General features: G+C 59.3%; 22 protein-coding genes and 1 tRNA gene. 12 read left to right on the top strand and 11 right to left on the bottom strand.

The genetic code is table 11. The features are described from left to right. Positions 1-44 precede the first annotated feature (44 nt). The 3 genes from BLIJ_RS02145 to BLIJ_RS02135 form a co-directional block, all read right to left on the bottom strand. On the bottom strand, positions 45-1325 hold the full coding sequence (locus BLIJ_RS02145; protein ID WP_012576836.1) for an aminoacyltransferase: 1281 nt from the start codon (positions 1323-1325) through the stop codon (positions 45-47). Between the two features lie 49 nt (positions 1326-1374). Then, positions 1375-2685, bottom strand: a complete 1311-nt coding sequence (locus BLIJ_RS02140) for an aminoacyltransferase (protein WP_012576835.1) — start codon at positions 2683-2685, stop codon at positions 1375-1377. A gap of 73 nt (positions 2686-2758) precedes the next feature. Continuing rightward, positions 2759-4027 carry an aminoacyltransferase gene (locus BLIJ_RS02135; RefSeq protein ID WP_012576834.1) on the bottom strand — a complete coding sequence of 423 codons (1269 nt, stop codon included), beginning with the start codon at positions 4025-4027 and terminating at the stop codon, positions 2759-2761. Between the two features lie 206 nt (positions 4028-4233). Here BLIJ_RS02135 and BLIJ_RS02130 point away from each other — a divergent pair. Further along, positions 4234-4306: transfer RNA gene (locus tag BLIJ_RS02130), tRNA-Thr, on the top strand. A gap of 167 nt (positions 4307-4473) precedes the next feature. Here BLIJ_RS02130 and BLIJ_RS02125 read toward each other — a convergent pair. From BLIJ_RS02125 to BLIJ_RS02110, 4 genes are all read right to left on the bottom strand, one after another. Further along, positions 4474-5232, bottom strand: a complete 759-nt coding sequence (locus tag BLIJ_RS02125; RefSeq protein ID WP_012576833.1) for a non-canonical purine NTP pyrophosphatase — start codon at positions 5230-5232, stop codon at positions 4474-4476. A 42-nt stretch (positions 5233-5274) separates the two neighbouring features. Beyond that, positions 5275-6039 (bottom strand): ribonuclease PH, encoded by a 765-nt coding sequence (gene rph, locus BLIJ_RS02120; RefSeq protein WP_014484578.1) that lies wholly within the window; start codon positions 6037-6039, stop codon positions 5275-5277. A gap of 143 nt (positions 6040-6182) precedes the next feature. Beyond that, the gene (locus BLIJ_RS02115) at positions 6183-7025 is read right to left on the bottom strand and encodes a helix-turn-helix domain-containing protein (RefSeq protein WP_012576831.1); all 843 of its coding nucleotides are present in this window, start codon (positions 7023-7025) and stop codon (positions 6183-6185) included. Between the two features lie 936 nt (positions 7026-7961). Further along, entirely contained in the window at positions 7962-9284 is a 1323-nt protein-coding gene (locus BLIJ_RS02110) for a nicotinate phosphoribosyltransferase (protein ID WP_012576830.1), read from the bottom strand. 93 nt (positions 9285-9377) lie between these two features. On the opposite strand from BLIJ_RS02110, the gene BLIJ_RS02105 reads away from it, so the two are divergent. Further along, positions 9378-10004 (top strand): Pr6Pr family membrane protein, encoded by a 627-nt coding sequence (locus tag BLIJ_RS02105; protein WP_012576829.1) that lies wholly within the window; start codon positions 9378-9380, stop codon positions 10002-10004. An 83-nt stretch (positions 10005-10087) separates the two neighbouring features. On the opposite strand, the gene BLIJ_RS02100 is transcribed toward BLIJ_RS02105, so the two are convergent. Next, positions 10088-10516 (bottom strand): MerR family transcriptional regulator, encoded by a 429-nt coding sequence (locus tag BLIJ_RS02100; RefSeq protein ID WP_012576828.1) that lies wholly within the window; start codon positions 10514-10516, stop codon positions 10088-10090. Between the two features lie 173 nt (positions 10517-10689). Here BLIJ_RS02100 and BLIJ_RS02095 point away from each other — a divergent pair, with 173 nt between their 5' ends. Continuing rightward, positions 10690-11700 carry an aldo/keto reductase gene (locus BLIJ_RS02095; protein WP_012576827.1) on the top strand — a complete coding sequence of 337 codons (1011 nt, stop codon included), beginning with the start codon at positions 10690-10692 and terminating at the stop codon, positions 11698-11700. A 41-nt stretch (positions 11701-11741) separates the two neighbouring features. Here BLIJ_RS02095 and BLIJ_RS02090 read toward each other — a convergent pair whose 3' ends face one another. After that, the gene (locus BLIJ_RS02090) at positions 11742-12035 is read right to left on the bottom strand and encodes a DUF3039 domain-containing protein (RefSeq protein WP_007055705.1); all 294 of its coding nucleotides are present in this window, start codon (positions 12033-12035) and stop codon (positions 11742-11744) included. A gap of 250 nt (positions 12036-12285) precedes the next feature. Here BLIJ_RS02090 and coaD point away from each other — a divergent pair, with 250 nt between their 5' ends. From coaD to BLIJ_RS02045, 9 genes are all read left to right on the top strand, one after another. Then, entirely contained in the window at positions 12286-12786 is a 501-nt protein-coding gene (gene coaD, locus BLIJ_RS02085; protein ID WP_012576826.1) for a pantetheine-phosphate adenylyltransferase, read from the top strand. Between the two features lie 7 nt (positions 12787-12793). Continuing rightward, the gene (locus BLIJ_RS02080; RefSeq protein WP_012576825.1) at positions 12794-13684 is read left to right on the top strand and encodes a cell division protein; all 891 of its coding nucleotides are present in this window, start codon (positions 12794-12796) and stop codon (positions 13682-13684) included. A gap of 106 nt (positions 13685-13790) precedes the next feature. Beyond that, entirely contained in the window at positions 13791-14420 is a 630-nt protein-coding gene (locus BLIJ_RS02075; protein WP_012576824.1) for a YceD family protein, read from the top strand. Between the two features lie 88 nt (positions 14421-14508). Further along, positions 14509-14703 (top strand): 50S ribosomal protein L32, encoded by a 195-nt coding sequence (rpmF, locus tag BLIJ_RS02070; RefSeq protein WP_007051413.1) that lies wholly within the window; start codon positions 14509-14511, stop codon positions 14701-14703. A 147-nt stretch (positions 14704-14850) separates the two neighbouring features. Next, complete coding sequence (gene rnc, locus BLIJ_RS02065; protein WP_012576823.1) at positions 14851-15579, top strand: ribonuclease III; 729 nt, start codon at positions 14851-14853, stop codon at positions 15577-15579. Between the two features lie 160 nt (positions 15580-15739). Then, a complete protein-coding gene (locus tag BLIJ_RS02060) occupies positions 15740-17671 on the top strand; it encodes an acetolactate synthase large subunit (protein ID WP_012576822.1) in 1932 nt (643 codons plus the stop codon). A 16-nt stretch (positions 17672-17687) separates the two neighbouring features. Next, positions 17688-18242 (top strand): acetolactate synthase small subunit, encoded by a 555-nt coding sequence (gene ilvN, locus BLIJ_RS02055; RefSeq protein ID WP_012576821.1) that lies wholly within the window; start codon positions 17688-17690, stop codon positions 18240-18242. Positions 18243-18396: 154 nt separating this feature from the next. After that, positions 18397-18675: a FitA-like ribbon-helix-helix domain-containing protein gene (locus tag BLIJ_RS02050; protein ID WP_012576820.1), complete on the top strand. Its 279-nt coding sequence runs from the start codon at positions 18397-18399 to the stop codon at positions 18673-18675. A gap of 9 nt (positions 18676-18684) precedes the next feature. After that, the gene (locus tag BLIJ_RS02045) at positions 18685-19104 is read left to right on the top strand and encodes a type II toxin-antitoxin system VapC family toxin (RefSeq protein ID WP_012576819.1); all 420 of its coding nucleotides are present in this window, start codon (positions 18685-18687) and stop codon (positions 19102-19104) included. Positions 19105-19156: 52 nt separating this feature from the next. Here BLIJ_RS02045 and BLIJ_RS02040 read toward each other — a convergent pair whose 3' ends face one another. Both BLIJ_RS02040 and BLIJ_RS02035 read right to left on the bottom strand, forming a co-directional pair. Further along, complete coding sequence (locus BLIJ_RS02040; RefSeq protein WP_012576818.1) at positions 19157-21433, bottom strand: ABC-F family ATP-binding cassette domain-containing protein; 2277 nt, start codon at positions 21431-21433, stop codon at positions 19157-19159. A gap of 47 nt (positions 21434-21480) precedes the next feature. Then, complete coding sequence (locus BLIJ_RS02035) at positions 21481-22209, bottom strand: type 1 glutamine amidotransferase (RefSeq protein ID WP_012576817.1); 729 nt, start codon at positions 22207-22209, stop codon at positions 21481-21483. Positions 22210-22396: the final 187 nt, after the last annotated feature.

Raw genomic sequence — 22396 nt, 5'->3', positions numbered from 1 at the left:
GACGAGACGCAGCCCACATAGGTTCGCCCCCCGACCGCCAGTTGCTACCGATGCAGCAGCTTGTGCGCCAGATTGCTCACGCCGAAGCGGAACTTATCCACCGGCAACGTGAATTTGCCTACCATCTGCTCGACGTAGCCGTTAAAGCCCTGCTTGAATTCCAGCACGCCGCGGCCCTCGTCGTTCGGATCGTCGAACACGCCGGAAATGCCGTAGAAGTTGTAGCGGCTCACACCCTGTTCCACGCACAGGTGCAGCATCGCTTCGTACTGAATCAGCGCCGAGGCATAGAACGGCTTGTACTCCTCCAACGAACCGGAATACTGATAGACCACCTCATTAGGGTGACTGACGAACATTGAAGCCGCTGCCGGCAGCACATCGCCCTTCTTGGCATATCCCTCCACCTCAGCCAGACGCTTGTCGGCGGCCGCGAGATTGCGCGATTCCTCCCCCAGCTGACGTTCGATGCGCGTGGTCGGACGTTCATCGTATTTCGCCTGCAGCTGTGCGACCTTAGTCTGCAATGCCTCGCGCTTGGCGGTCATATCCGCCACATATTCGGCGATGTGGATTTCCGCGAGCATGAAATGCGCATCCGCGCCATACGCCTGCTTGAACTGGCGGAAATAGTCCGCGCCGCGCGTCGCGAACCCGCGGCGTTCACCGGTCCGCCGTTCGATATCGGCGAACACGTCGAACTCGTCGGGGCCGATTTCGCGAACGTGCACACCCATCGACTGCGCCCGCTTGACGCTCCATTGAGCGCGTTTGCCGAATGATGCCAGCAGTTCCTTGCCGTTGGTGATGCCTGTGAGATCCTTGACGTACATCCACTGGCAGACCACGTCATAACCGGTATGGAATCCGCCATGCGCCCAGCCTGCATCGGCGAATCCGGTCAGCAGTGCATCGTTCGGCTCGCCGTCGGGCTGTCCGTCCGAGGAATACAGACGGTAGGCGACGTTAGGCCAGCATGCCACGGAAACAGCATGGTGGCGACGGGCCGATTCACGAATCGCCTCGGTCATGGTCCATAGCAGAGCCGGATCATCGCTAATGCCGATGGGGCCGAAATATACGGAGCCATCTGCACCGAAACGGCCATTGAGGTACAGAATCACGCAGCCGGTTACCAGATTGCCGGATGCGTCGCACACGCCAACGCATTCGGCTTCATGCCCACGAATCTTGGCAAGACGGACCTGCCCGGACCATTGCTGGAAGCTGCCCTGGCTTGTGGCTTCGGAAAGCCGGTCGAGCTCTTCGGGCGTAATCACGCCAAACGTATACGTCGTATCTGTTCGATTCACAGTCGCGCTCATCTCGTCGTCACCTGTGCCTTATTTCTGTGTCCGTGCTCGCCACTGTTTGTCAGCGATGCAGCAGCTTGTGTGCGGCTTCGGATACACCGAAGCGCAGTCCGTCCACCGGCAGCGTGAACTTGCCCGGAAGCTCTTCCACGAATCCGCCGAAGCGAGTCTTGAACTGCCAGACGCCGTAGGAAGGATCGTTGGCGTCGAAAATGCCGGAAATGCCATAGAAGTTGAAGCGCTCCACGCCACGGGCGATGCAGTCAAGCATCGCCTCGAAGTGGATTAGGGAAGACGGGTAGTAATCCATGAAACGATCGTCCTCGCCGCTGGACAGGCAGACGACCTCGTTCGGATGCCAGAAGTAGACACCGGCTTCCACCGGAATGACCGGGCCGTCCGAGGCGATGATGCCATTGACTTCGCCGATGGTCTTTTCCAGCGCCGCAATCTTCTTGTCTGCGGTGGCGATGCGCTTTTCCAGCGTTGCCGGGTCGGAGGCACCCTTCTTGGCCGTGCCTTCCGGCTGCTGTTGCGCGCGCTGGAGCAGGCGTTCGAGGTTGCGCTTGTCTTTGGAGGCCGCATTCAGCTTGGATTGCAGGGTGTCCAGATATTCGTCGAAATGGGTTTCGACCACCTTGAACTCGATCAGGTCGCCGAAGGTATCGAACAGACGCTCATAGTAGGCCAGATCGCGGCTCTTGAAGCCTTGACGTGCGGCGCTCATATCGCACAGCTTGACGAAAATGCTCAGTTCGCCGCGTTCCAGTCGGCGCACGCGCAGACCGGAATCCTGGGCGATGCGGATGTTCTTACGGCGGTACTTGGAGAACGAGGCCAGCAGTTCCTTCTCGTTATGAATGCCGTCAAGCCCCTTGACGAAGTTCCAGCGGTTCACCACGGATTCGTAGCCCACGGTGAAGCCGCCATGTTTCCAACCGAAGCGGGCCATGTTGTCCATCATCGTGGTGTCCGGGTCGCTGGTCGGCTTGCCGTCCAGATCATGCAGACGGTAGACTGCGGCCGGCCAGCAGGATACGCTGATGGCGTGATGGGCCTTGGCCGAACGACGCAGGGCTTCGGTCATCGCCTCAACCACCTGTGGATTGTCATAATCGCACAGCGGTCCGCACCAGACCGAGCCTTCCAAACCGAAACGGGACCGCGTGTACACCACGTAGCAGGCGGCAATCAGCTTGTCACCGCGCTTGACACCCACATAGTCCACCGGACCGTTGAACGCACCCATGGCGGCCATCTGCGAGGTCTGCTGGAAACTACCTTGCACTTGAGCTGCGGAGAACGCATCCAGCTCGGCAGGAGTGATCTTGGTAGGGGTGAGCGAGGCGACGCCTGCATCGGATTGCGTCATAATCGAACCTTCTTACTTGTCGTTACTCTGATCGTTACTCTGGGCTCTGGAATGGCCTGTGTGCTGCGTCCGTTTACCGCGACAGCAGCTTGTGCGCAAATTGCTTCATGGCATAGGCAACCGGTTTGACCGGCAGCACGAACTCGCCCGGAAGTTCCTCGACATATCCGTTGAAGCCCTGCTTGAACTCCAGTACACCACGACCCTCGTCATCGGGATCATCAAAGACGCCGTCGATGCCGTAGAAGTTGTAGCGAGACAGCCCGTGTTCCACGCAGAAATGCAGCATCGCGTCATGCTGAATCAGCGCGGAGGCGTAGAAGGGCTTGTACCGCTCGACGCTACCGGAGAACAGGTAGATGACCTCGCGCGGATGCTCCACGAATAGTGATGCCGCAGCCGGAAGTACATCCCCGTCTTTGGCGAACTCGGCCGCCTCGTTCAGGCGTTTTTCGGCTGCCGCCAGATTGCGGGTCTCCTCCCCCAGCTGACGTTCGGTTTTGGTGGTGGGACGTTCGGCGTTTTTGGCGGTCAATGCCGCCACCTTGGCCGAAAGCGCTTCACGCTTGGCCGTCATGTCCGCCATGTATTCATCGATGCGGATCTCGGCAACCATAAAATGCGCTTTGCTGCCGAACGCTTCCTTGAAACGGTGGAAATACGCTTCGCCACGGTATTCGAAGCTACGGCGTTCGGCGGTTTGCCGCTCGATTCGTGCGAATACCCCCAGCTCGTCGTCCGACAGCTCACGCACGTGCACACCCATCGATTGGGCACGCTTCACGCTCCACTGGGTGCGCTTATCATAGGACTTCAGCAGACTTTTCTCATCGGTAATACCAGCCAGATCCTTGAGGTAGCGCCAACGCGGAACCGCCGTGTAGCCCACGGTGAAACCGCCATGAGTAAAGCCGATCGCCTCGAGCTGTTCTATCAGCTTATTGTCGGGAGCGCCATTCTGGTCATCCGGCAAAGAAGCTCCATTGGTGTCGCGAAGCCGATATGGGGATTCAGGGGTGATCTCCAGCTGTGAAGCACCCTCTGCCTTGGCATGGCGTTTCAGCGCATCCATGAAGAAGGTCAATGCTTCGGTGTCGTGATAGTCGCACATCGGGCCATCATGGATGGCCGCAAATATAGAGAATCGAGAGCGGTGAGTTTCGAACAGTGCCGCCGCGACGATCTTCTCGCCCTCCTTGAGGGCCAGATATTCGACGTCGATCCCCTGCGCGGCGCGAAGGCGTCCCATCGCCGAGGTCTGTTGGAAATTGCCTTGTGGATGCCTGGCGGAGAAATCATCGAACTCTTCGTCTGTCAACTTCACCAGCACAAAATCACGCATGCTTCCCTTTGCCTCCGAGTCAATCAGGCTCACCATGCTAGCATAACGCGCACACGACGAATGGCGTCCGAGCAGATGAGGTGTGCACATCGTTCGCACTATTGCCGCCACGATGGTCCAAAGAACAATGGCCCAAAGATGATGAACGTCTGGCTTGCACTGAATCAAACGCAGTGCTATATTCTCTACTTGGCTCTTGAAGCCACGCCACCTTAGCTCAGTGGTAGAGCATCCCCCTCGTTCGTGGGAAGGTCGGTAGTTCGATTCTATCGGGTGGCTCTTGTTCATCAAGAAGGCCGACGCACTAAGCGCCGGCCTTCTTTCGTATCGCCCTTGCTCGGTCATAGGCGCTTGCTAGACACTCGCCCGATTCGGGGGCTGAGTGCTGAGCCGCGACTTAACTGTGGCTTAGTCGCGGCTCAGTGCAGTTAGACAGCCTAGACGACTTAGTGCAGCAGTGCCTCGATAGCGGGGACCAAGGCTTTCAGCGCCTTGCCTCGGTGGGAAATCGCATTCTTCTCGGCCGAAGTCATTTCGGCGCTGGTCAGCGGCTCGCCTTCATGGTCAGGTTCAGTGCTGACGCGACCGGCAGGCTGGTCGTCCGGGACGAACAGCGGATCGTAACCGAAACCGTGTTCGCCACGAGCCTCGCGGATGATGCGACCCGGCATGTCGCCGAGTTCCACTGTCTCCGACTTGATGGCGTACCGGGCATGCACCGGGGCAGTGCTCCCATCGGCAGCCGTGGTGTGAACGGTGATGCCGTCGGCAGCCACTCCACCGGTCACGTCGGCACCGGCCTCGGTGTCCGGGACCACCAGCGCGGCGGCGCAACGGAAGCGCGCGGTACGCTTGTCATCCGGAATATCTCCGATTTGGGCGAGCAGCAGCGCATTATTGGCCTTGTCGTGGCCGTGAGCACCCGCCCAGCGAGCAGACAGAATGCCCGGAGCGTTACCCATCACATCGACGATGAGACCTGAATCATCCGCGACAGCGGGCAGACCGGTACGGATGGCCACGGCGCGGGCCTTGAGCAGCGCGTTCTCCTGGAAGGTGACGCCGGTTTCCACCGGGTCCGGCAGGTGAAGGCTGCCAGCGGACACCAGTTCGATGTTTTCGGCATCCACGCCAAGATCCTCTTCGAGAATGCGGCGGATTTCCACAAGCTTGCCTTCGTTATGGGTTGCGACGACGATTTGCATGGATTCTCCTTTAAGAAGGCTCCCCTTGGCAGGGGAGCTGGCTTAGTCTAAAGACAGAGCGGCACGCTGGGCGGCTTGCAGTTCCTTGTTGCCCTTTTCGGCCAAGTCAAGCAGGGTGCCGAGTTCGGCACGGTTGAACGGACGGTGTTCTGCGGTGCCCTGAATCTCGATGAAGGTGCCGGAACCGGTCATGGCCACGTTCATGTCGGTCATGGCCTGACTGTCTTCAATGTATGGCAGGTCAAGCATCGGAGTGCCGTTGATCACGCCCACCGATACGGCGGACACATAGTCCTTAAGCACGCGGCTGGCGGACTTGATATGGCGGTGCTTCTCCGCCCAATTGACTGCGTCGACCAAAGCCACGTACGCACCGGTTACGGAAGCCGTGCGAGTGCCGCCATCGGCCTGAAGTACATCGCAGTCAAGCTGAATCTGATTTTCGCCGAGCGCCTTCATATCGATGACGCCACGCAGGCAGCGGCCAATCAGTCGGCTGATTTCGTGGGTACGGCCACCGATTTTGCCACGTACGGATTCACGGTCGGTGCGTTCGGCGGTGGCACGCGGCAGCATCGAGTATTCGGCGGTGACCCAGCCGAGGCCGGAGTCCTTGCGCCAACGCGGCACACCGGGGGTAAAAGTGGCGGTGCACATCACGCGCGTGTTACCGCATTCGATGAGCACGGAGCCTTCGGGGGCGTCGGTGAAGTGGCGGGTGATGCGCACGGGGCGCAGTTCGTCGACCTTGCGGCCGTCGGCACGAATTATTTGGTGACTGCCAAGCATGTCTTTGATTTCAACCATGCGCCCCAGCATACGCCATCCGCTCTATGCTTGGATAGCAACTCGTCAACCATCATCAAACTCCAGCGCAATGTCATTCCCTGCTTACATATCCATCCCATGACACTTGGATGCACGCCACTATTTTCTTATGCACCACTCGCTTACAGAGTCAATGCCTGCGTACCTGATGAGGATCGGGAGAGATCGTCCGCTGGAATAAGAATGCCATATTCCATGAAATCTTGGTTGAATTGCTTGCGCTGCATAGCGTTGAGTTCGTAATCGATTAACGGCAAATATGTATAGCCCATGTCATGCAACGGCTCTTCATATCGATGAAGCACGTGCATAATTGCCGCGCTCGGCAGTGGGGACCACCATCCATCCAAGCCATACCGGTACGGAGGAACCAATGTCAAGCGTCTGTTCCTTGGGTTGATATCCCAACGCAGAAAATGGTATAAACCAGCGAGAAACGCAATCCAGCACGCATCGTTCACCCGTGCAACCGCTCGGACGAACGATATACGTTGATGTTGAACATTCCGAGCATGAATCAGATTGACGCAGAGCATCTTCAACGTAGACCAGGTCGCTCCGCTTTCTATTGCATCGAAATCAGGAGGCCTACGCAGTTGCGCCAACAACATGTGCAATTCGTCTTCCGGAATCGTTTGCGAGGGGGCCACGGCTTCTAGGTGAAGACCAAAACCAGCCCGCTCAAGCCCCTCGGCCAAAACATCAAACAACATACCTCTTTGCCCACGCAATACGCGACCAATTGCAGACCGATCCAAACCAGTGCGCTGTGCAAGCTCATAGGCATTCCAACCAGTCTGCGACATCACTTCATTCAGCACAGCCGCACACGAATTAACAGGGCAACCAGATACCACACCGTGATGCACGACATCGTACTGTTCTAACGCTCGATGCTCTACAGCGCGCCGCTCTGATACGTCATCGTTGCCCGCCGCGTTCTCATCATTGAGAGTTTCACTCATCGAAGTCACCTTGCCTCGGCCGATTTCCCGGTCATTTCATCAAACCGCAATCATCATATCCCACAATCCCATGATGATACGATTCGTCATATCCCACAATTCAGAGACGGTATGATTCGTATCGCATCAGTTCACACGATTCTTCAACGATTGCTCCGCAAACGATTGCTCCGCACGCATCACGGCATTCTACCGGCAGAATATTCCTCCCAATCAGCCCAACGCAACATCACACGCAACATCACACGCAACACCCCCTCACGCAACACTGCGCCATCTCTGTAACATCACCGACAACACGGCAATCCCACAACGTCTCGGTGCAATATCCTCTGAAATGGTTTGGTTTTTCACTCCACCTCGTCGGCATCCTGACCAGGATAGGAATATGTGTCGTTCCGCACCATGTACAAAACGTTGTCAACTGACAACGTTCTTCAAATCAATTGGATAAGACAAATGGCCATTTCCCGCCAATTCATCTGAATCAAGACGTTGTCAACTGACAACAAAATGTACATTGCAACAGCATGCACATATACATATTTCCCCGGTGAGCAGTAGCCCCCCCCCAAAAAAAAACAAGGGGGCCACCCTCAGCTGGAACCACGTCCGGCGAACCGGGACGCAGTTCAGCCGAGGGGACGCGGCCAATACAGCCCCGGGACACAGCCACAGGGGGTGCAAACACGGGGGTGCGACCGGGGTTGGATCTCCCCGCCTCGGCGGCGACCACAGGAGTGCGGCCAACACAGACAGAGGGGCACAGACAGAGGGAAGAGTAGCCAATGTAACCAAAGGGATGCGGCCAGTGAGATACGGTCAGAGGACTTTGGTCTCTGTGGTCGAACCGTTAAGCGGACAGCCCAGTGGGCCGTCCGTAGGTAAGGGGAGCAGCTATGCTGCGACGGATTCCTATGGAGACGGAAGTTCTCGTCAGAGAACCTGAGTCTCCGTCGGAATCACGGGCTCGCCCTTCATCAGGCTTTGTGCGGTGATGGGCAGTTCGGACAACGCCTTGGCGCGGTAGTCGTGGGCGGCCATGATGGCGTCATGGCCCTGCCATTGCGCATCGATATGGCCGTGGTCCACGAAATCGACCAGCAGGTTCTTCCATGTCGGTTCGGGCGTGAAACCGGCCAGCTTCTCTTCCGAGCCGGAAATCACGTGTTCGGCTTCGGCTAGCGCGTATTCGTAGGAGCGGAATGCCAACTTGCGACCGGGCACTGTGGCCTTGTCCTTGGACTTCTTCATGACCGGAACCATCGTGCCGTCAGCGCCTTCACGTTCGGTGAGCTTGTACACCATCGCACAAGTGGGAGCGCCGGAGCCGGTGACCAGCATGGTGCCCACGCCATAGGAGTCGACCGGCGCGGTCTGCAATGCGGCGAGCGCGTACTCATCCAAATCGTTGGTCACGGTAATGGTGGTGTTCGTGGCACCCAGGGCGTCCAACTGGTTGCGCACACGCTGGGCCATGGCGGCTAGGTCGCCGGAGTCGATGCGCACGCCACCCAGTTCGGGACCAGCCACTTCGACGGCGGTTTTCACGGCTTCCTCGATGTTGTAGGTGTCCACCAGCAGCGTGGTGTTCTTGCCCAAAGCCTCGATCTGCGATTCGAAGGCGTCACGTTCGGAATCATGCACCAACGTGAAGCAATGCGCGGCGGTGCCAATGGCCTTCAGACCATACAGCCGGGCGGCCAGCAGATTGGCGGTACCCTTGAATCCGCCCACTACGGCGGCTCGAGCGGCGGCCACGGCGGCCCACTCGTTAGTGCGGCGTCCGCCCATATCCATGCAAGGGCGATCTTTGGCTGCCGACGCCATACGTGAGGCGGCGGAGGCCACTGCGGAATCGTAGTTCAGCACGGATAGAATCAACGTCTCCAGTAGCGTGCATTCGCCGAACGTGCCTTCGACCTGCAAAATCGGGGAGTTCGGGAAGAACATCTCACCTTCGCGGTAACCGCGAATCGTACCGGAGAAGTGGAAGTTCTCCAGCCACTTAATGGTCTCGGGGCTTACCACGTGACGGTCGGCCAGGAACTTCAGGTCCGCTTCGTCCAAGTGGAAATGTTCCAGCGCATCCAGAATGCGGCCGGTGCCGGCCACCACGCCATAGCGACGGCCTTCGGGCAGGCGACGCGTGAACACCTCGAACACGCATTTGCGGTCGGCGGTACCGTCTTTCAGAGCGGCGTCGAGCATCGTGTATTCATACATGTCGGTCATCAGAGCCGGCGAATAATCGACCATTGCAAGGCCTTTCCTACATAAGTGGTGAAGTTGCACCTAAGTGTAGTCCGGGCAAAGCCATACAGCCCACTGGCGAAGCGGTAGACTCGATGCATGAGATTCATCGTGGTGTTGTGGCGCTTTGCGATCGCCGGTTTCTGCTTCGTGGGCACATATGAGGCATGGTCCAAACCACAGTTCTGGGTGTATTTCACGTTCCAGACCGGTTTCGTGCTGGGCATCGTGATGCTGTGGTCCGGCGCGGCCACACTGCTCAAAGGCATTCAGCCGCCCGCATGGCTTAAGGGGTGCCTGACTGTGTACGCCACAGTCACCGCACTGGTGGCGTTCTTCCTGATGCCTCCGGACGACCCGGCATACGTGCCACAGGTTATTGGCATCATGACCAATACGATGCTGCACAAAATCGCCCCGATTATGGCGGTTATCGATTTCGTGCTATTCGATCCGCACCGGCGTTTCCGCTGGCATTACATGTTCTCGTGGCTGGCGTATTTCCCTGCATACTTGGTCTTCGTGCTGGCCCGTGCGGCGATTTGGCCGGGTTCCGGACCGGCGGCCGGCGGCAGTCCGTATCCGTACGACTTCATCGACCTCGACGCACTCGGCTGGCAAGGGTTCGGCATTAGCTGCGGCAAGCTGGCCATGGCGTTCTTCGTGATATCGCTCGTTGTCTGGCTGCTCGACCGCGCACTGCCGAGCAAGGCCTTACTCGGATAGACGCGCCCACGATCGACGCGCATCGGTCTTTGTGCCCAGCCGGCATCCAGCTCAGCACTCGATGGCCTCAACATTCGATGGCCTCAACATTCAATGGAATAGGCGCGGTTTTTGTACTCGCGCCAATCCGGCCAGTCTCCACCGGCGTCGATGGCACGCTTGATGTCGCCATAGTAATGAAGCTTGCGCTGCACGTGCATGGCCGCCTCGTTGAGGGCTCGGCGCTGCTCGTCCAAGGATTCGCGGCGAGATTCCAGCAGATCAAGGATTTCGTCGATATGCTCGGGCTCATTGGACTCATACACGAAGAACTTTTTAAGATCGTCAATGGTCATGCCGGCGTTCTTGAAGCAGCAGATCGCGCGCAGACGGTCGATATGGCAGTCTTCGTATATACGCTGGCCGGTTTCGGTGCGCTCCACGTTGGTCAGCAATCCCTGATCCTCGTAATAGCGCAGCGTAGAGGGCTGCATATGGAACTGCGTGGCCACCTGACGAATGGTGTAGGACATCATGACTCCTTACTGCGGCGACACGCCGAAGCGTCGCAGCCGTTTGCATTCAAGTTCACTTGAACTGGAACCTTAGTATCTAAGAACACTTACGAATACCACTCGATCGGCGTCGGTTTGCCCATCGCAGACCAGCATTCGTAAGAACAAAAATGACATTGTAAGGAGACTCAATGTTCGAGCCAACCACCACCTACGCTCCCAACCCGCACCGTTACGACACGATGACCTACAACCGTGCCGGCACCTCCGGCCTCAAGTTGCCGGCCGTCTCACTCGGCTTCTGGCACAACTTCGGCGACATCACGCCATTCGACCAGATGAAGTCCCTGGTCTTCACCGCCTTCGACAACGGCATCACCCACTTCGATCTGGCCAACAACTACGGCCCCGAGCCCGGCCAGGCCGAGAAGAACTGCGGCCTGCTGCTCGCCAAGTACTTCAAGCACCACCGCGACGAACTCGTCATCTCCACCAAGGCCGGCTATGAAATGTGGGCAGGCCCGTATGGCGACCTCGGCAGCCGCAAGTACCTGCTCGCCAGCCTCGACCAGTCGCTCGAACGCTTGGGCTTGGATTATGTGGACATCTTCTACCATCACCACCCGGACCCGGAAACCCCGCTGGAGGAGACCATGGGCGCACTGGCTCAGGCCGTGAACTCCGGCAAGGCCCTGTACGTGGGTCTGTCCAACTACGATGGTCCGACGATGGAGAAGGCCGCCGCGATCCTCACCGACCTGCACGTGCCGTTCATCATCAACCAGAACAAGTACAACATCCTCGACCGCACCGTGGAAAAGAACGGTCTGAAGGAGACGGCTTACAAGCTGGGCAAGGGCCTTATCACCTTCTGCCCGCTGGCTCAGGGCCTGCTGACCAACCGTTATCTGAACGGCATTCCGGCCGACAGCCGCATGGCTCACGATCCGCGATTCCTCAACGATTCCGCTCTGACCGAGAAACTGCACAAGCAGGTCGTGGACCTGAACAATCTGGCCGCCGAACGCGGCCAGACGCTGGCCGAGATGAGCCTGGCATGGCTGCTGCACGATGGTAAGGTGATCTCCGTGCTGACCGGAGCCTCCAAGCCGCAGCAGATTCTCGACAACATCGACGCCCTCAAGAACACCCACTTCACCGTCGAAGAGCTCAAGCTGATCGACGAGATTTCGGCTCGGTGACCATTTCGGCTCCCTTCGCTGAGGGGAGCCAAGTACCACCTTTAGCGCGTCATCTCTTCGTAGATGCGCTTGCAATCGGGGCAAACCGGGTACTTGGACGGATCGTGCTTGGGCACCCAGACCTTGCCGCACAGGGCGACCACCGGACGACCGGTCGCGCGTGATTCGGCGATACGGTCCTTAGAAACATAATGTGCGAATCGATCCGCGTCGCCGCCATCGTCACGAACCGGAGACTCCTTGGTTTCCGGGCGTTCCAGCACCGACGTGCCGGCACCTTGGTCCGGGTTGCGCAGCGGTTCTGCATCATCAACGAACATCTCGGCAAAAGTCATGGTGCACTTCTTTCCTCGTATTCAACGATTCGACTGCACTCCATCATAGATTCCCGTCGTTACCCGCGAAACCCATTGGCGCGTAATCCGCACACCTCCACACACCCATGTCGCGCATCACGCCACCCCGCCACATACAATGCCGCACACGACGCCACATACGGCACCGCACACACTGCCTCATACGCCGACGCGACAACAATGCACGCTCGGCAGCACGAAGCACACCACTAGCGGTAGGCTATAAGACATGACTATCGCAGTATGCCCCGGCTCGTATGACCCCGTTACCGCCGGACACTTGGACGTAATCGAGCGCTCGGCGCGGTTTTTCGACGAGGTGCATGTGGTGGTGGCCGTCAACGCCGCGAAAACACCGATGTTTTCCGACGCCACCAGAGTCGACGTGATCCGCCGCGCCCTCGACAAAGCCGGTTGCAAGAACGTCACCGTTTCTTCCACCGACGGCCTGATTACCGACTACTGCAAGAAGGTCGGCGCCACCGTTATCGTCAAGGGTCTGCGCCAGAACGGTGACTATGAAGCCGAGCTCGGCATGGCGCTGGTCAATCGCAAGCTCGCTGGCATCGAAACCCTGTTTTTGCCGGCCGATCCGATTCTTGAACACATCTCCAGTTCCATCGTCAAGGACGTGGCCCGCCATGGGGGCGACGTGACCGGCATGGTGCCCGATTGCGTCGTGCCGATGCTGGCCGATGCTCTGGCCGAGGAACGTCAGCGGAAGGACTGATGCACTAATGACTATGAGCGATGACCACCCCACTGGATACGTCGATCTGACCAAACCGAATGCGGACACCGCATCGTCCACTCCGGAGCCGTCCGCCCCGGAACCGCCCGCGTCTACGCAAGCCGCGCCGGCACCCACCGAAGAGGCCGATGTTCTCGCCGGATCGCCGCCCGCCGCGCCTACCCCTACTCCGGCACAGATGCAGGCCAAAGCGCAGGCCCAAGCAGCTCAGCAGACCCGGGCACAAGCTCAGACCGCTCAGGCCGCCGGCACTCGCCCCTCGTTCATGAACGAAATGCCCGACCTGCGAGAAACCACGGACGACGACCCGGCCACGGTCAAGAGCCGCGAGGAATTCACCACGGTGTATGACATCATCGACCAGCTCGAGGTGGCACTGGGCGAAGCGAAGTCCAGCATATTCGCCCCCGGCATGGTGAAGGTTGACCGAGACGAATTCACCGACCAGCTTTCCGAGTTGAAGAAAATGCTGCCGGTGCAGTTGGAGCGCGCCTCCGCCCTCATGCGCGAGGCCGAGCGCCGTCTGGAATCGGCACAGACCCAGTCCAACGCCATCGTCGCCTCCGCACAAAGCCGCGCAGCCGACATGATCAAGGACGCCAACGAACAGGCACAGTTCCTGGCCGGCCAGGAGAACGTCACCGAGCTTGCACGGCAGAAAGCGCGCGCGATTCTTGACCAGGCACAGACCAGAGCCGACCATCTGACCCAAGGCGCGGACCAGTACTGCACTACGGTGATGGAAGGGCTGTCCCAGCAGCTCGGCAAACTCAGTCAGGATGTGCAGGCCGGTCTTAACGTGCTGGAAGAGCGCCAGCGCGCGGCCGGAGAACGGATGCCGCACCTGACGCTGAACGACTATCCCGAAGCCCAGTAACACCAGCAACGCCGGCAACATCAGCAACGCCGGCAACATCAGTAACGCGAATAACGCCAGTAACGAATAACTCCAGCCAACATACGAAAGGCACCAAGAACATACCATGGCACGAGTTGAAGATTCCCCGTGGGCCATTCCGGTAGCGCAGATTGCTTCGCGCGCCGGTCAATCCAAGCCGATTGACGCCGATTTCCCAGCACCTTCCGGCATTGGCGACAGCATTGTCGGCATCAAGGAAGGTGAGCCCGTACACGTGAGCGGGCAGTTCGATTCGATTGTGGACGGCCTGATCTTCACCGGCCGCCTGGTCGCGCCATTCGTCAGCGAGTGCACGCGCTGCCTGAAGCCGATTGACGAGGACTGGCCGGTTGATGTGACGGTGTTCTTCCCGTATGAGTCGGGTCAGGACAAGGCCAACGGCAAGGGTGGCAAGAACAAGAAGGACGACGAGATCGACATCATCGCCGGCGAGGACGAATCGGAAGACACGTATCCGCTGCTGGAGAACGGCGCATTCGCGGACATCGAGGCGATGATCCGCGACACGCTGGTCGAATCGCTGCCGTTGCAGCCACTGTGCCGACCGGATTGCAAGGGTCTGTGCTCGCAGTGCGGTGCCGATCTGAACGAGGATCCCGATCATCATCACGATGTGACGGATATCCGTTTCGCCGGATTGGCGGGGCTCAAAGCCCAGCTCGAGGCCGAGCAGAACGGCGAGCAGGCCGAGTGACGCGCGCCTGAACGGAGTTTGTACGAGCCGTGCGTTAAGATAACGGACGCTTAAGCTCAATTGTTCGAACGAAATAGAGGATACTCAAATGGCACTGCCTAAGTACAAGACCTCGCGCGCCAACACGCACTCGCGTCGCGCGAACTGGAAGGCCACCGCTGCTGCGACCGTGAACTGCCCGAACTGTGGCGCTCCGGCCCTGCCGCACATGGCTTGCCCGAGCTGCGGTAACTACCGCGGCCGCACCTACCGCTCCGCCATCCAGCCGGCTCACACCAAGTGAGTCCTGCGATAACGGCTTGAATGAAGGCCCTGCCATCGACGGGTGGCGGGGCCTTCGCATAAGTGCACCATTACGTACACCATCGCATCGCACACAACACAACACAACACAACACATCACCATCGCGTGAAGGACCATACAACAATCATGAGTAATGAAACCCCACAGCAGCCGACGCCGGCCAACGAGCTTCTTGAAGCGTTGGGCACCACTCTTAGCCCGGATCTGCTCGTGCAGGCACTCACCCACCGCTCCTTCTCGCATGAGCACCCCGGCGTGGCCAATTACGAACGCCTCGAATTCCTGGGAGACGCGGTGCTCGAACTGGTCTCCACTGAAACGCTGTTCACTATTCACCCGGATATGACCGAGGGGCAACTGGCCAAGATGCGCGCCAAGGCCGTCTCCGAAGACGCGCTGAGTGCCATCGCCAAAACCAAGCTCAAGGTGGGCCCCTACATTCTGCTGGGTCACGGGGAAGCCGAGCAGGGCGGCGCGGAGAAGAACTCCATTCTGTGCGACATCGTGGAATCGCTCATCGGCGCGACTTTCCTGGAACACGGCATCGACGAGGCACGCAAGGTGCTTCACCGGCTTATTGACGACACGCTCGCCGAAGTGGCCACCGAGGGCCCGGCACTCGACTGGAAGACCTCGCTGACCGTCAAGGCGCACGGCCTCGGCAAGGAGGAGCCTGTCTACCATATGGAGGTCTCCGGCCCGGAATACGCGCAGATCTTCACCGCGCGCGTCTCGTTGGGCGAGAACGGCGACATCATCGGCATCGGTAAGGGCTCCAGCAAGCGTAAGGCGCAGCTGGCGGCCGCCGAAGCGGGCTGGAAGTCACTGGACTCGCTCAAGACGCGGACTAAGTAAGCCCGCTGTCGGATTTGCGAATAGACTGATACCAACATGAGCGACGAGTCGTGTCGGGGCCACAAGTCTCGGGGAAGCGACTGGAATCAGACACGCGGGCACCCGGCCCCATCCCAAGGTCGGTCAGGTTCGCTACAAAACCTATGAGGTGAGAGGAATCATGGCTTTACCCACGCCTTTGCAGGCATTCAGCGGTGTGCCGAAAATCAACGCGGCACCCGACCAGCAGACCATCGTCGATGGAGAGAAGATGACCGGCGCCCAGGCGCTGGTGCGTTCGCTGGAGGATCTCGGCGTCGAGGACGTCTTCGGCATTCCTGGCGGCGCGATTCTGCCCGTCTACCACGAGATCAAAGACAACACGAAGTTCCGCTTCGTGCTTATGCGCCACGAGCAGGCCGCCGGCCACGCCGCCGAAGGCTACGCACTGGCCACTGGCAAGGTGGGCGTGTGCATCGTGACTTCCGGCCCGGGTGCCACGAACGTGGTCACGGCCATTGCGGACGCGAATATGGACTCCGTGCCCATGGTCGTGATTACCGGTCAGGTGGGCGTGCAGGCCATCGGCACTGACGCCTTCCAGGAGGCGGATATCGTGGGCATCACCTACCCGGTGTCCAAGCACTCCTTCCTCGTGACCCGCGCGCAGGACATTCCTCGCGTGCTTTCCGAGGCGTACTACATCGCCAACACCGGCCGCCCCGGCCCGGTGGTCGTGGATCTGACCAAGACCGCACAGACCGGCGACATGTACTACTCATGGCCGCAGCGCATGATTCTGCCCGGCTACAACCCCACCACCAAGGCGCACGGCCGTGTGCTGTCCGACGCGGCGAAGCTGTTCTCTCAGTCGTACCGCCCGGTGCTGTATGTGGGTGGCGGCGCCGCCCGCTCCAACGCCGGCGCACAGGTCAAGGCTCTGGCCGACCTGACCGGCGCCCCCGTGGTCACGACCCTGCCCGCACGCGGCATCATTCCCGACTCCGACCCGAAGAACCTCGGCATGCTGGGCATGCACGGTACGATTGCCGCAACCGGTGCCGTGCAGCGCGCTGACCTGCTTGTGGCCATCGGTGCACGTTTCGACGACCGCGTGACCGGCAAGCTCGACGCCTTCGCACCGACCGCCCGCGTGATTCATATTGACATCGACCCGGCTGAAATCGGCAAGAACCGTCAGCCCGACGTGCCGATCGTGGGCGATGCGGCTACCGTGCTCGACGACTTGATTCCCGAAATCCAGCGCACGCAGGCCATTCAGGGCAAGCCGAATCTGGCCCCTTGGTGGAAGGCGATCGACGGCTGGCGCGAGGAATACCCGATGACGTGGGATGAGCCGACCGACGGATCAATGGCCCCGCAGTGGGTCATCAAAAAGCTCTCTGAGATGGCCGATCCGTCCACCATCTGGGTGACCGGTGTGGGACAGCACCAGATGTGGGCTTCGCAGTTCATCGATTTCGAGAACCAGCACGCTTGGATCTCCTCCGGAGGCCTCGGCACGATGGGCTACGGTCTGCCAGCCGCCATCGGCGCATCCGTGGGCTCGGCCCGCGAGTTCGAGGGCAAGAAGCCGGTGTGGCTGATCGATGGTGACGGTTCCTTCCAGATGACCTCTGAGGAGCTGGCCGCCGCGTTCCTGGACCACGCTCCGGTGAAGATCGCGATTCTGAACAACTCCGTGTACGGCATGGTCCGTCAGTGGCAGACGCTGTTCTACGAGCACCACTACTCGCAGACCAACCTGCTCGATGGCGAGGCGCACGGTGCCGATGGTGCGGCGGCACTGGTCGACGGCGATGCGCCGCTCGAAGTGCCTGATTTCATCAAGTTGGCCGAGGCATACGGCTGCGTGGGTATCCGCGCGTTCACCGAGGAAGAGGCGATTGCCGCCATCGAAAAGGCGAACCAGATCAACGACCGCCCGGTACTGATTGATTTCCGCGTGTGGAAGGATGCGATGGTGTGGCCGATGGTGGCCGCCGGCACCTCCAACGATGAAGTGACGTATAAGCCCGGCGTCAAGCCGTTGGCCGGCGGTGCGCCCGCACCGGGAACCGGTCCCGATGACGGCGCCGCGAACGAGCGCTGAGGAAAGGAGCGTACTCATGGCTAACTATCCTGCATCCCAGCCCGGCTCCCAGCGTCATACGCTGTCCGTGCTGGTGGAGAACCGCCCGGGCGTGCTGGCGCGTATCGCCGGCCTGTTCGCCCGTCGTGCGTTCAACATCAACTCGCTGTCCGTCTCCCCCACCGAGCGTCCGGACATCTCACGCGTCACGGTGACCGCCGACGTGGAGGCCGTGCCACTGGAGCAGATCATCAAGCAGCTCAACAAGCTGCTGCATGTGCTCAAAATCGTGGAACTCGACCCGAACTCCACCGTGGAACGCGAACTGGTGCTCATCAAGGTGGCCGCCGACGAATCCAACCGTTCCGACGTGCTGGAGATCGTGCGCCTCTTCCGCGTGCGTGTGGTGGACGTACACCCCGAGTCCCTAACCATTGAGGCCACCGGTGCCGAAGGCAAGATCGATGCGTTGCTGGGGCTTTTGGAGCACTACGGCGTGATTGAGCTGGTGCGCTCCGGTGCCGTAGCCGTGACCCGCGGCCCGCGCGCCCTGAGCGAAAAGGTCGTCGGTTCCGAGGTTACCGGGCGCTGATTCGGCGACTGTGGGGAGACCCAGTCCAAGCTCAAAGGGCGGATGTGCATGATGCATATCCGCCTTTTTCATGCGTGCATACCTCATCACCCGTACTGCAAGCAAAATGACAGCACCTTATGCTAGCATTATGACAGCAACAAGGCGGTGCATCATGGCAACATTGACCATCCGAAAAATACCCGATGAGCAGATTCAGCAGCTCAAAGAAGTGGCTGAGAAAAACAACCGCTCCATGGAATCTCAGGTGCGATTCATTCTTGAAGAATGGCTGGCCGGCACGGTGGCGCATGAAATCACACGAAAGACCAATTTCTACGACGAGATCCGCGAATTCATGAAGAACATGGATTTTGAGGGACTCGACAAGGGGGAACTCCCACTATCCGAGCGAAATTCCGCCGATTCCCGACAGCCAGTATCTTTTGAATAGGAATCGGCCATGATTATTCTGGACACCAACGTCATCAGCGAAATCATCAAGAAACAGCCAGACGAACACGTTGCCAATTGGCTGAGGAACCAAGATACAAGCAATCTGGCAACCACCGCCATCACCGTCGCCGAGTTGTTGGTCGGAATATGTCGCATGCCTGAAGGCAAACGACGAAAGTACACAGATACGACCATCAAGCTGGCGCTTATGACATTAGAGGACAGGACGTTCGCATTTGACACCCAGGCAGCTGCGGATTATGCCCATATCCTTGTCGAACGCGAACGCAGGGGCACCCCTACCAGTATTCAAGACGCCATGATTGCGGCAATTGCCTGTTCCTGGGATGCGGCCATAGCCACGCGCAATATCAAGGACTTCGAAGGTACCGACGTGGAATTGATTAATCCGTGGGAGTTTGCATAGAGGGAGGCCCCGGCAAACTACCGAGGCCTTGTGAACGTTACGGTTTCTCCCGCTACTCCAATTGTTCGGAGAGTTCGAGCCATTCGGCTTCGAGATTATCGCTTTCAGTATTGACGGCGGTGAGTTGTTCATTGAGCTTGTTGAGACCCTCGTAGTCGCTCGGGTCATGGGCGGCCATCTGTGCCTCAAGTTCGGTCTTCCGCTCTTCCAGTTTGGCAAGCTTGCGCTCGATGGCATTCACGCGCTTGGATGCCTCGTGGAAGGCCTTGCCGGTGAGCTTCGAGGTGGAGTCCTCACCGTTATTGGCTCCCTCTGACGAGGGAGCTGTCCGCGAAGCGGACTGAGGGAGAGATGCAGCAGCATTGACGGCGGCCGCCTTACCCCTACCAGACTTCGCCGAGCTGCTACCGGTGCCCGCGAAGCCAGGCGTGTCAGCCGGCAATCCCTTGCCGTTCTTAATAGCCTCAACCATATCGAGGTAATCCTGCACACCACCGGGCAGATGGCGTACCTTGCCGCCAATCAGCGCGAACTGCTGATCGGTGACGCGCTCCAGCAGGTACCGGTCGTGGGATACGACGATCAACGTACCCGGCCAAGTATCGAGCAAATCCTCCATGACGGCGAGCATATCAGTGTCCAGATCGTTGCCGGGCTCGTCCATGATGAGCACGTTCGGCTCGTCGAGCAGGATGAGCAGCAACTGCATGCGGCGCTTCTGCCCGCCGGAGAGGTCGCGAATCGGCGTCATCAACTGGGCGGATTCAAAGCCGAGACGCTCCATCAACTGTCCCGGCGTTACTTCCTTGCCATCCACAATGTAGCTCGGCTTATAGCGGGAAAGCACTTCCTTGATCTTGTACTGGCCCAGTTTCTCCAGCTCATCAAGACGCTGCGAGAGTACGGCGAACTTCACGGTTTTGCCGATGTTCACATGGCCCACGGTCGGAGTAATCGAACCGTCAATCAACTTCAGCAATGTGGACTTGCCGGCACCGTTCGCACCGACGATGCCGAAACGGTCGCCCGGGCCAATCAGCCATGTCACATCATCCAAAATCTCGCGGCCGGAAACCGTCACCTTGCGTGCAGCCGAGGTGACACCGGCTGCAGCAGTGTCATCATCCGAATCCGTTGCAGCAGTGTCACCGCCGATGGTTTCACCACCCGTGTTCATGCGACGAACCTCGCGATCGTCAGCAAGCTGCGGATTGCCGCTCTCAGCCTCGGCCTTCTTACGCGCTTCCTCAGCGGCCTCGACGGCTTCCGGCACGCCGGCGTCCACCAGGCGCGGGTCAGTCAGGTCGGTGACCGCCACCTCAACGGAACCGTGCAGCTGCGGCTCGGCGTACATGGCGTTGACCACATCCACGCGGGAAGCGGACGCGGAGAGCGCCGCCACATCCGGGTCGATATCGGCCATGCCCTGCGGTTTTTCGAAAATCTGCGTCACGTCGACCAAATCGACCACCTGTTTGCCGAGACGGGAGGTGGCCATTTGCTTCAGTTCAAGTGTGTTACGCATCGGCGGCACGTCGGCAATAAGCTCGCGCGCGGCCTTGACATGGAATTTCTGCTTGGTGGAACGGGCACGGGCACCGCGCGAAAGCCATGCGAGCTCCTTGCGGGCCAGATTGCGGCGCTTCGTTTCACGCACATCCGCTTGGCGATCGCGTTCCACGCGCTGCAGCATATACGCCGAATACCCGCCCTCGAACGGCTCGATCACGCCATCGTGGACTTCCCACATCGATTCGCAGACCTCGTCCAAGAACCAGCGATCGTGGGTCACGAGCAACAGAGCGCCCTGGCCTTTGGACCAGCGGTTCTTCAAATGCTCGGCAAGCCAGTGGATAGTGACCACGTCGAGATGGTTGGTGGGCTCGTCAAGCGCGAGAATATCCCAATCCTTGAGCAGAAGCCGGGCCAAATCGGCGCGGCGACGCTGGCCGCCAGACAAGGAGCCGACCTTGGCATCCAGACTCATGCCGCCGAGCAATGCCTCGACGATTTCACGGGAGGTGTTGTCGGACGCCCATTCGTAGTCGGCGCGCCCCTCAAGTGCGGCTTCGCGAATGGTGGCGTTGTCGTCGAGCGGATCGCGCTGGTCAAGCATGCCGAACGTGAGTCCGCCGCGCTTCGTCACGCGGCCGGAATCCGGCTCCTGGGTGCCGCGGAACAGGTGCAGCAACGTGGATTTGCCGTCGCCGTTCTTGCCGACGATGCCGATGCGGTCGCCCTCGAAAACACCCTGCGTCACATCAGTGAAGATGGTTTTGGTAGCGAAAGCGAGCGAAACGTGTTCCAGTCCAATGTCATAAGTCGGCATGACTCACCAATGTAGCGCCACGCTTGCCCAGCGGCGGCCCACAAACGTTATTTGTTCAGCGTCTGAGCGTAGGAGTTGCAGCGGGCCGCAAAACCGGAGAACACTTGCTCGGCGAGCGGATGCAGTAGCTGATCGTATTGGGCGAACTGCTCGCGCAATTGGGACTTGGACCCACCCGCGGCCTTGAGATCCTTGACCATGCTCGGTTCATCCAGCCATTCGTCCAGCAGCGAGCCGCACACCTCAAGATGGAACTGCATGCCCAGCGCGGATCCCAGTCGGAACGCCTGCACCTTGGTGGAAGACGAACGTGCCAGCAGCTGGCCTCCCTCGGGCAAGCCCACCACGTCGTTATGCCAGTGCAGCACCGTCAGCTGCTTATCCCACATGGAGAAGAAGTCATGCTTGTCCACACGCTTGATCGGCGCGAACCCAATCTCCGGCGCATCACCCTTGCGCAGCTGCGCACCAAGCGCAGTGGCGATAATCTGATGCCCCAGGCATACACCGAGAATCGGCTTGCCTGAAGCCACAGCGGCACGCGCCAACTTGGCTTCCGCCTTCAGCCCCGGATACTTGTCGTAATCAAGCGCGCCCATAGGTCCACCCATGATTACCACGCCAGCCAGTTCGCCGAAATCAGGCAAGTCCGGTTTCTTTTTGTCGACGATATTCATCGTCACCGTCTCAAGACCGATGTCTTCGAGGTTCGACAATATGCGTCCCGGACGTTCCCATGGGACATGTTGCAAAATGAGCACTTGTGGTGTGGCCATGACTTCTATTGTGGCACGAGCGTTCCCCGTTTGCGTAACAGGCAGGGCAAATCCATGAATCTCGCAGTTTCCGCAGCGGTCAAAGACGTATTCTCGCGAGACTGTTGTCCTGCTTCTCATCCGTCTGTCACCTCGTTCGGGCCCCGCCTGTGAAGCGTTCATCAAACTCTTCGAGTAACGATTCAGC

The organism is Bifidobacterium longum subsp. infantis ATCC 15697 = JCM 1222 = DSM 20088 (assembly GCF_000269965.1).
GTDB lineage: Bacteria > Actinomycetota > Actinomycetes > Actinomycetales > Bifidobacteriaceae > Bifidobacterium > Bifidobacterium infantis.
Note: the sequence above shows the minus strand (reverse complement) of the source record. Positions and strands in the feature narration are given on the sequence as shown.

Coding starts and splice junctions, on each gene's coding strand:
- BLIJ_RS02145 (WP_012576836.1), bottom strand. CDS start 1,325: ATGAGCGCGACTGTGAATCGAACAGATACGACGTATACGTTTGGCGTG.
- BLIJ_RS02140 (WP_012576835.1), bottom strand. CDS start 2,685: ATGACGCAATCCGATGCAGGCGTCGCCTCGCTCACCCCTACCAAGATC.
- BLIJ_RS02135 (WP_012576834.1), bottom strand. CDS start 4,027: ATGCGTGATTTTGTGCTGGTGAAGTTGACAGACGAAGAGTTCGATGAT.
- BLIJ_RS02125 (WP_012576833.1), bottom strand. CDS start 5,232: ATGCAAATCGTCGTCGCAACCCATAACGAAGGCAAGCTTGTGGAAATC.
- rph (WP_014484578.1), bottom strand. CDS start 6,039: ATGGTTGAAATCAAAGACATGCTTGGCAGTCACCAAATAATTCGTGCC.
- BLIJ_RS02115 (WP_012576831.1), bottom strand. CDS start 7,025: ATGAGTGAAACTCTCAATGATGAGAACGCGGCGGGCAACGATGACGTA.
- BLIJ_RS02110 (WP_012576830.1), bottom strand. CDS start 9,284: ATGGTCGATTATTCGCCGGCTCTGATGACCGACATGTATGAATACACG.
- BLIJ_RS02105 (WP_012576829.1), top strand. CDS start 9,378: ATGAGATTCATCGTGGTGTTGTGGCGCTTTGCGATCGCCGGTTTCTGC.
- BLIJ_RS02100 (WP_012576828.1), bottom strand. CDS start 10,516: ATGTCCTACACCATTCGTCAGGTGGCCACGCAGTTCCATATGCAGCCC.
- BLIJ_RS02095 (WP_012576827.1), top strand. CDS start 10,690: ATGTTCGAGCCAACCACCACCTACGCTCCCAACCCGCACCGTTACGAC.
- BLIJ_RS02090 (WP_007055705.1), bottom strand. CDS start 12,035: ATGACTTTTGCCGAGATGTTCGTTGATGATGCAGAACCGCTGCGCAAC.
- coaD (WP_012576826.1), top strand. CDS start 12,286: ATGACTATCGCAGTATGCCCCGGCTCGTATGACCCCGTTACCGCCGGA.
- BLIJ_RS02080 (WP_012576825.1), top strand. CDS start 12,794: ATGACTATGAGCGATGACCACCCCACTGGATACGTCGATCTGACCAAA.
- BLIJ_RS02075 (WP_012576824.1), top strand. CDS start 13,791: ATGGCACGAGTTGAAGATTCCCCGTGGGCCATTCCGGTAGCGCAGATT.
- rpmF (WP_007051413.1), top strand. CDS start 14,509: ATGGCACTGCCTAAGTACAAGACCTCGCGCGCCAACACGCACTCGCGT.
- rnc (WP_012576823.1), top strand. CDS start 14,851: ATGAGTAATGAAACCCCACAGCAGCCGACGCCGGCCAACGAGCTTCTT.
- BLIJ_RS02060 (WP_012576822.1), top strand. CDS start 15,740: ATGGCTTTACCCACGCCTTTGCAGGCATTCAGCGGTGTGCCGAAAATC.
- ilvN (WP_012576821.1), top strand. CDS start 17,688: ATGGCTAACTATCCTGCATCCCAGCCCGGCTCCCAGCGTCATACGCTG.
- BLIJ_RS02050 (WP_012576820.1), top strand. CDS start 18,397: ATGGCAACATTGACCATCCGAAAAATACCCGATGAGCAGATTCAGCAG.
- BLIJ_RS02045 (WP_012576819.1), top strand. CDS start 18,685: ATGATTATTCTGGACACCAACGTCATCAGCGAAATCATCAAGAAACAG.
- BLIJ_RS02040 (WP_012576818.1), bottom strand. CDS start 21,433: ATGCCGACTTATGACATTGGACTGGAACACGTTTCGCTCGCTTTCGCT.
- BLIJ_RS02035 (WP_012576817.1), bottom strand. CDS start 22,209: ATGGCCACACCACAAGTGCTCATTTTGCAACATGTCCCATGGGAACGT.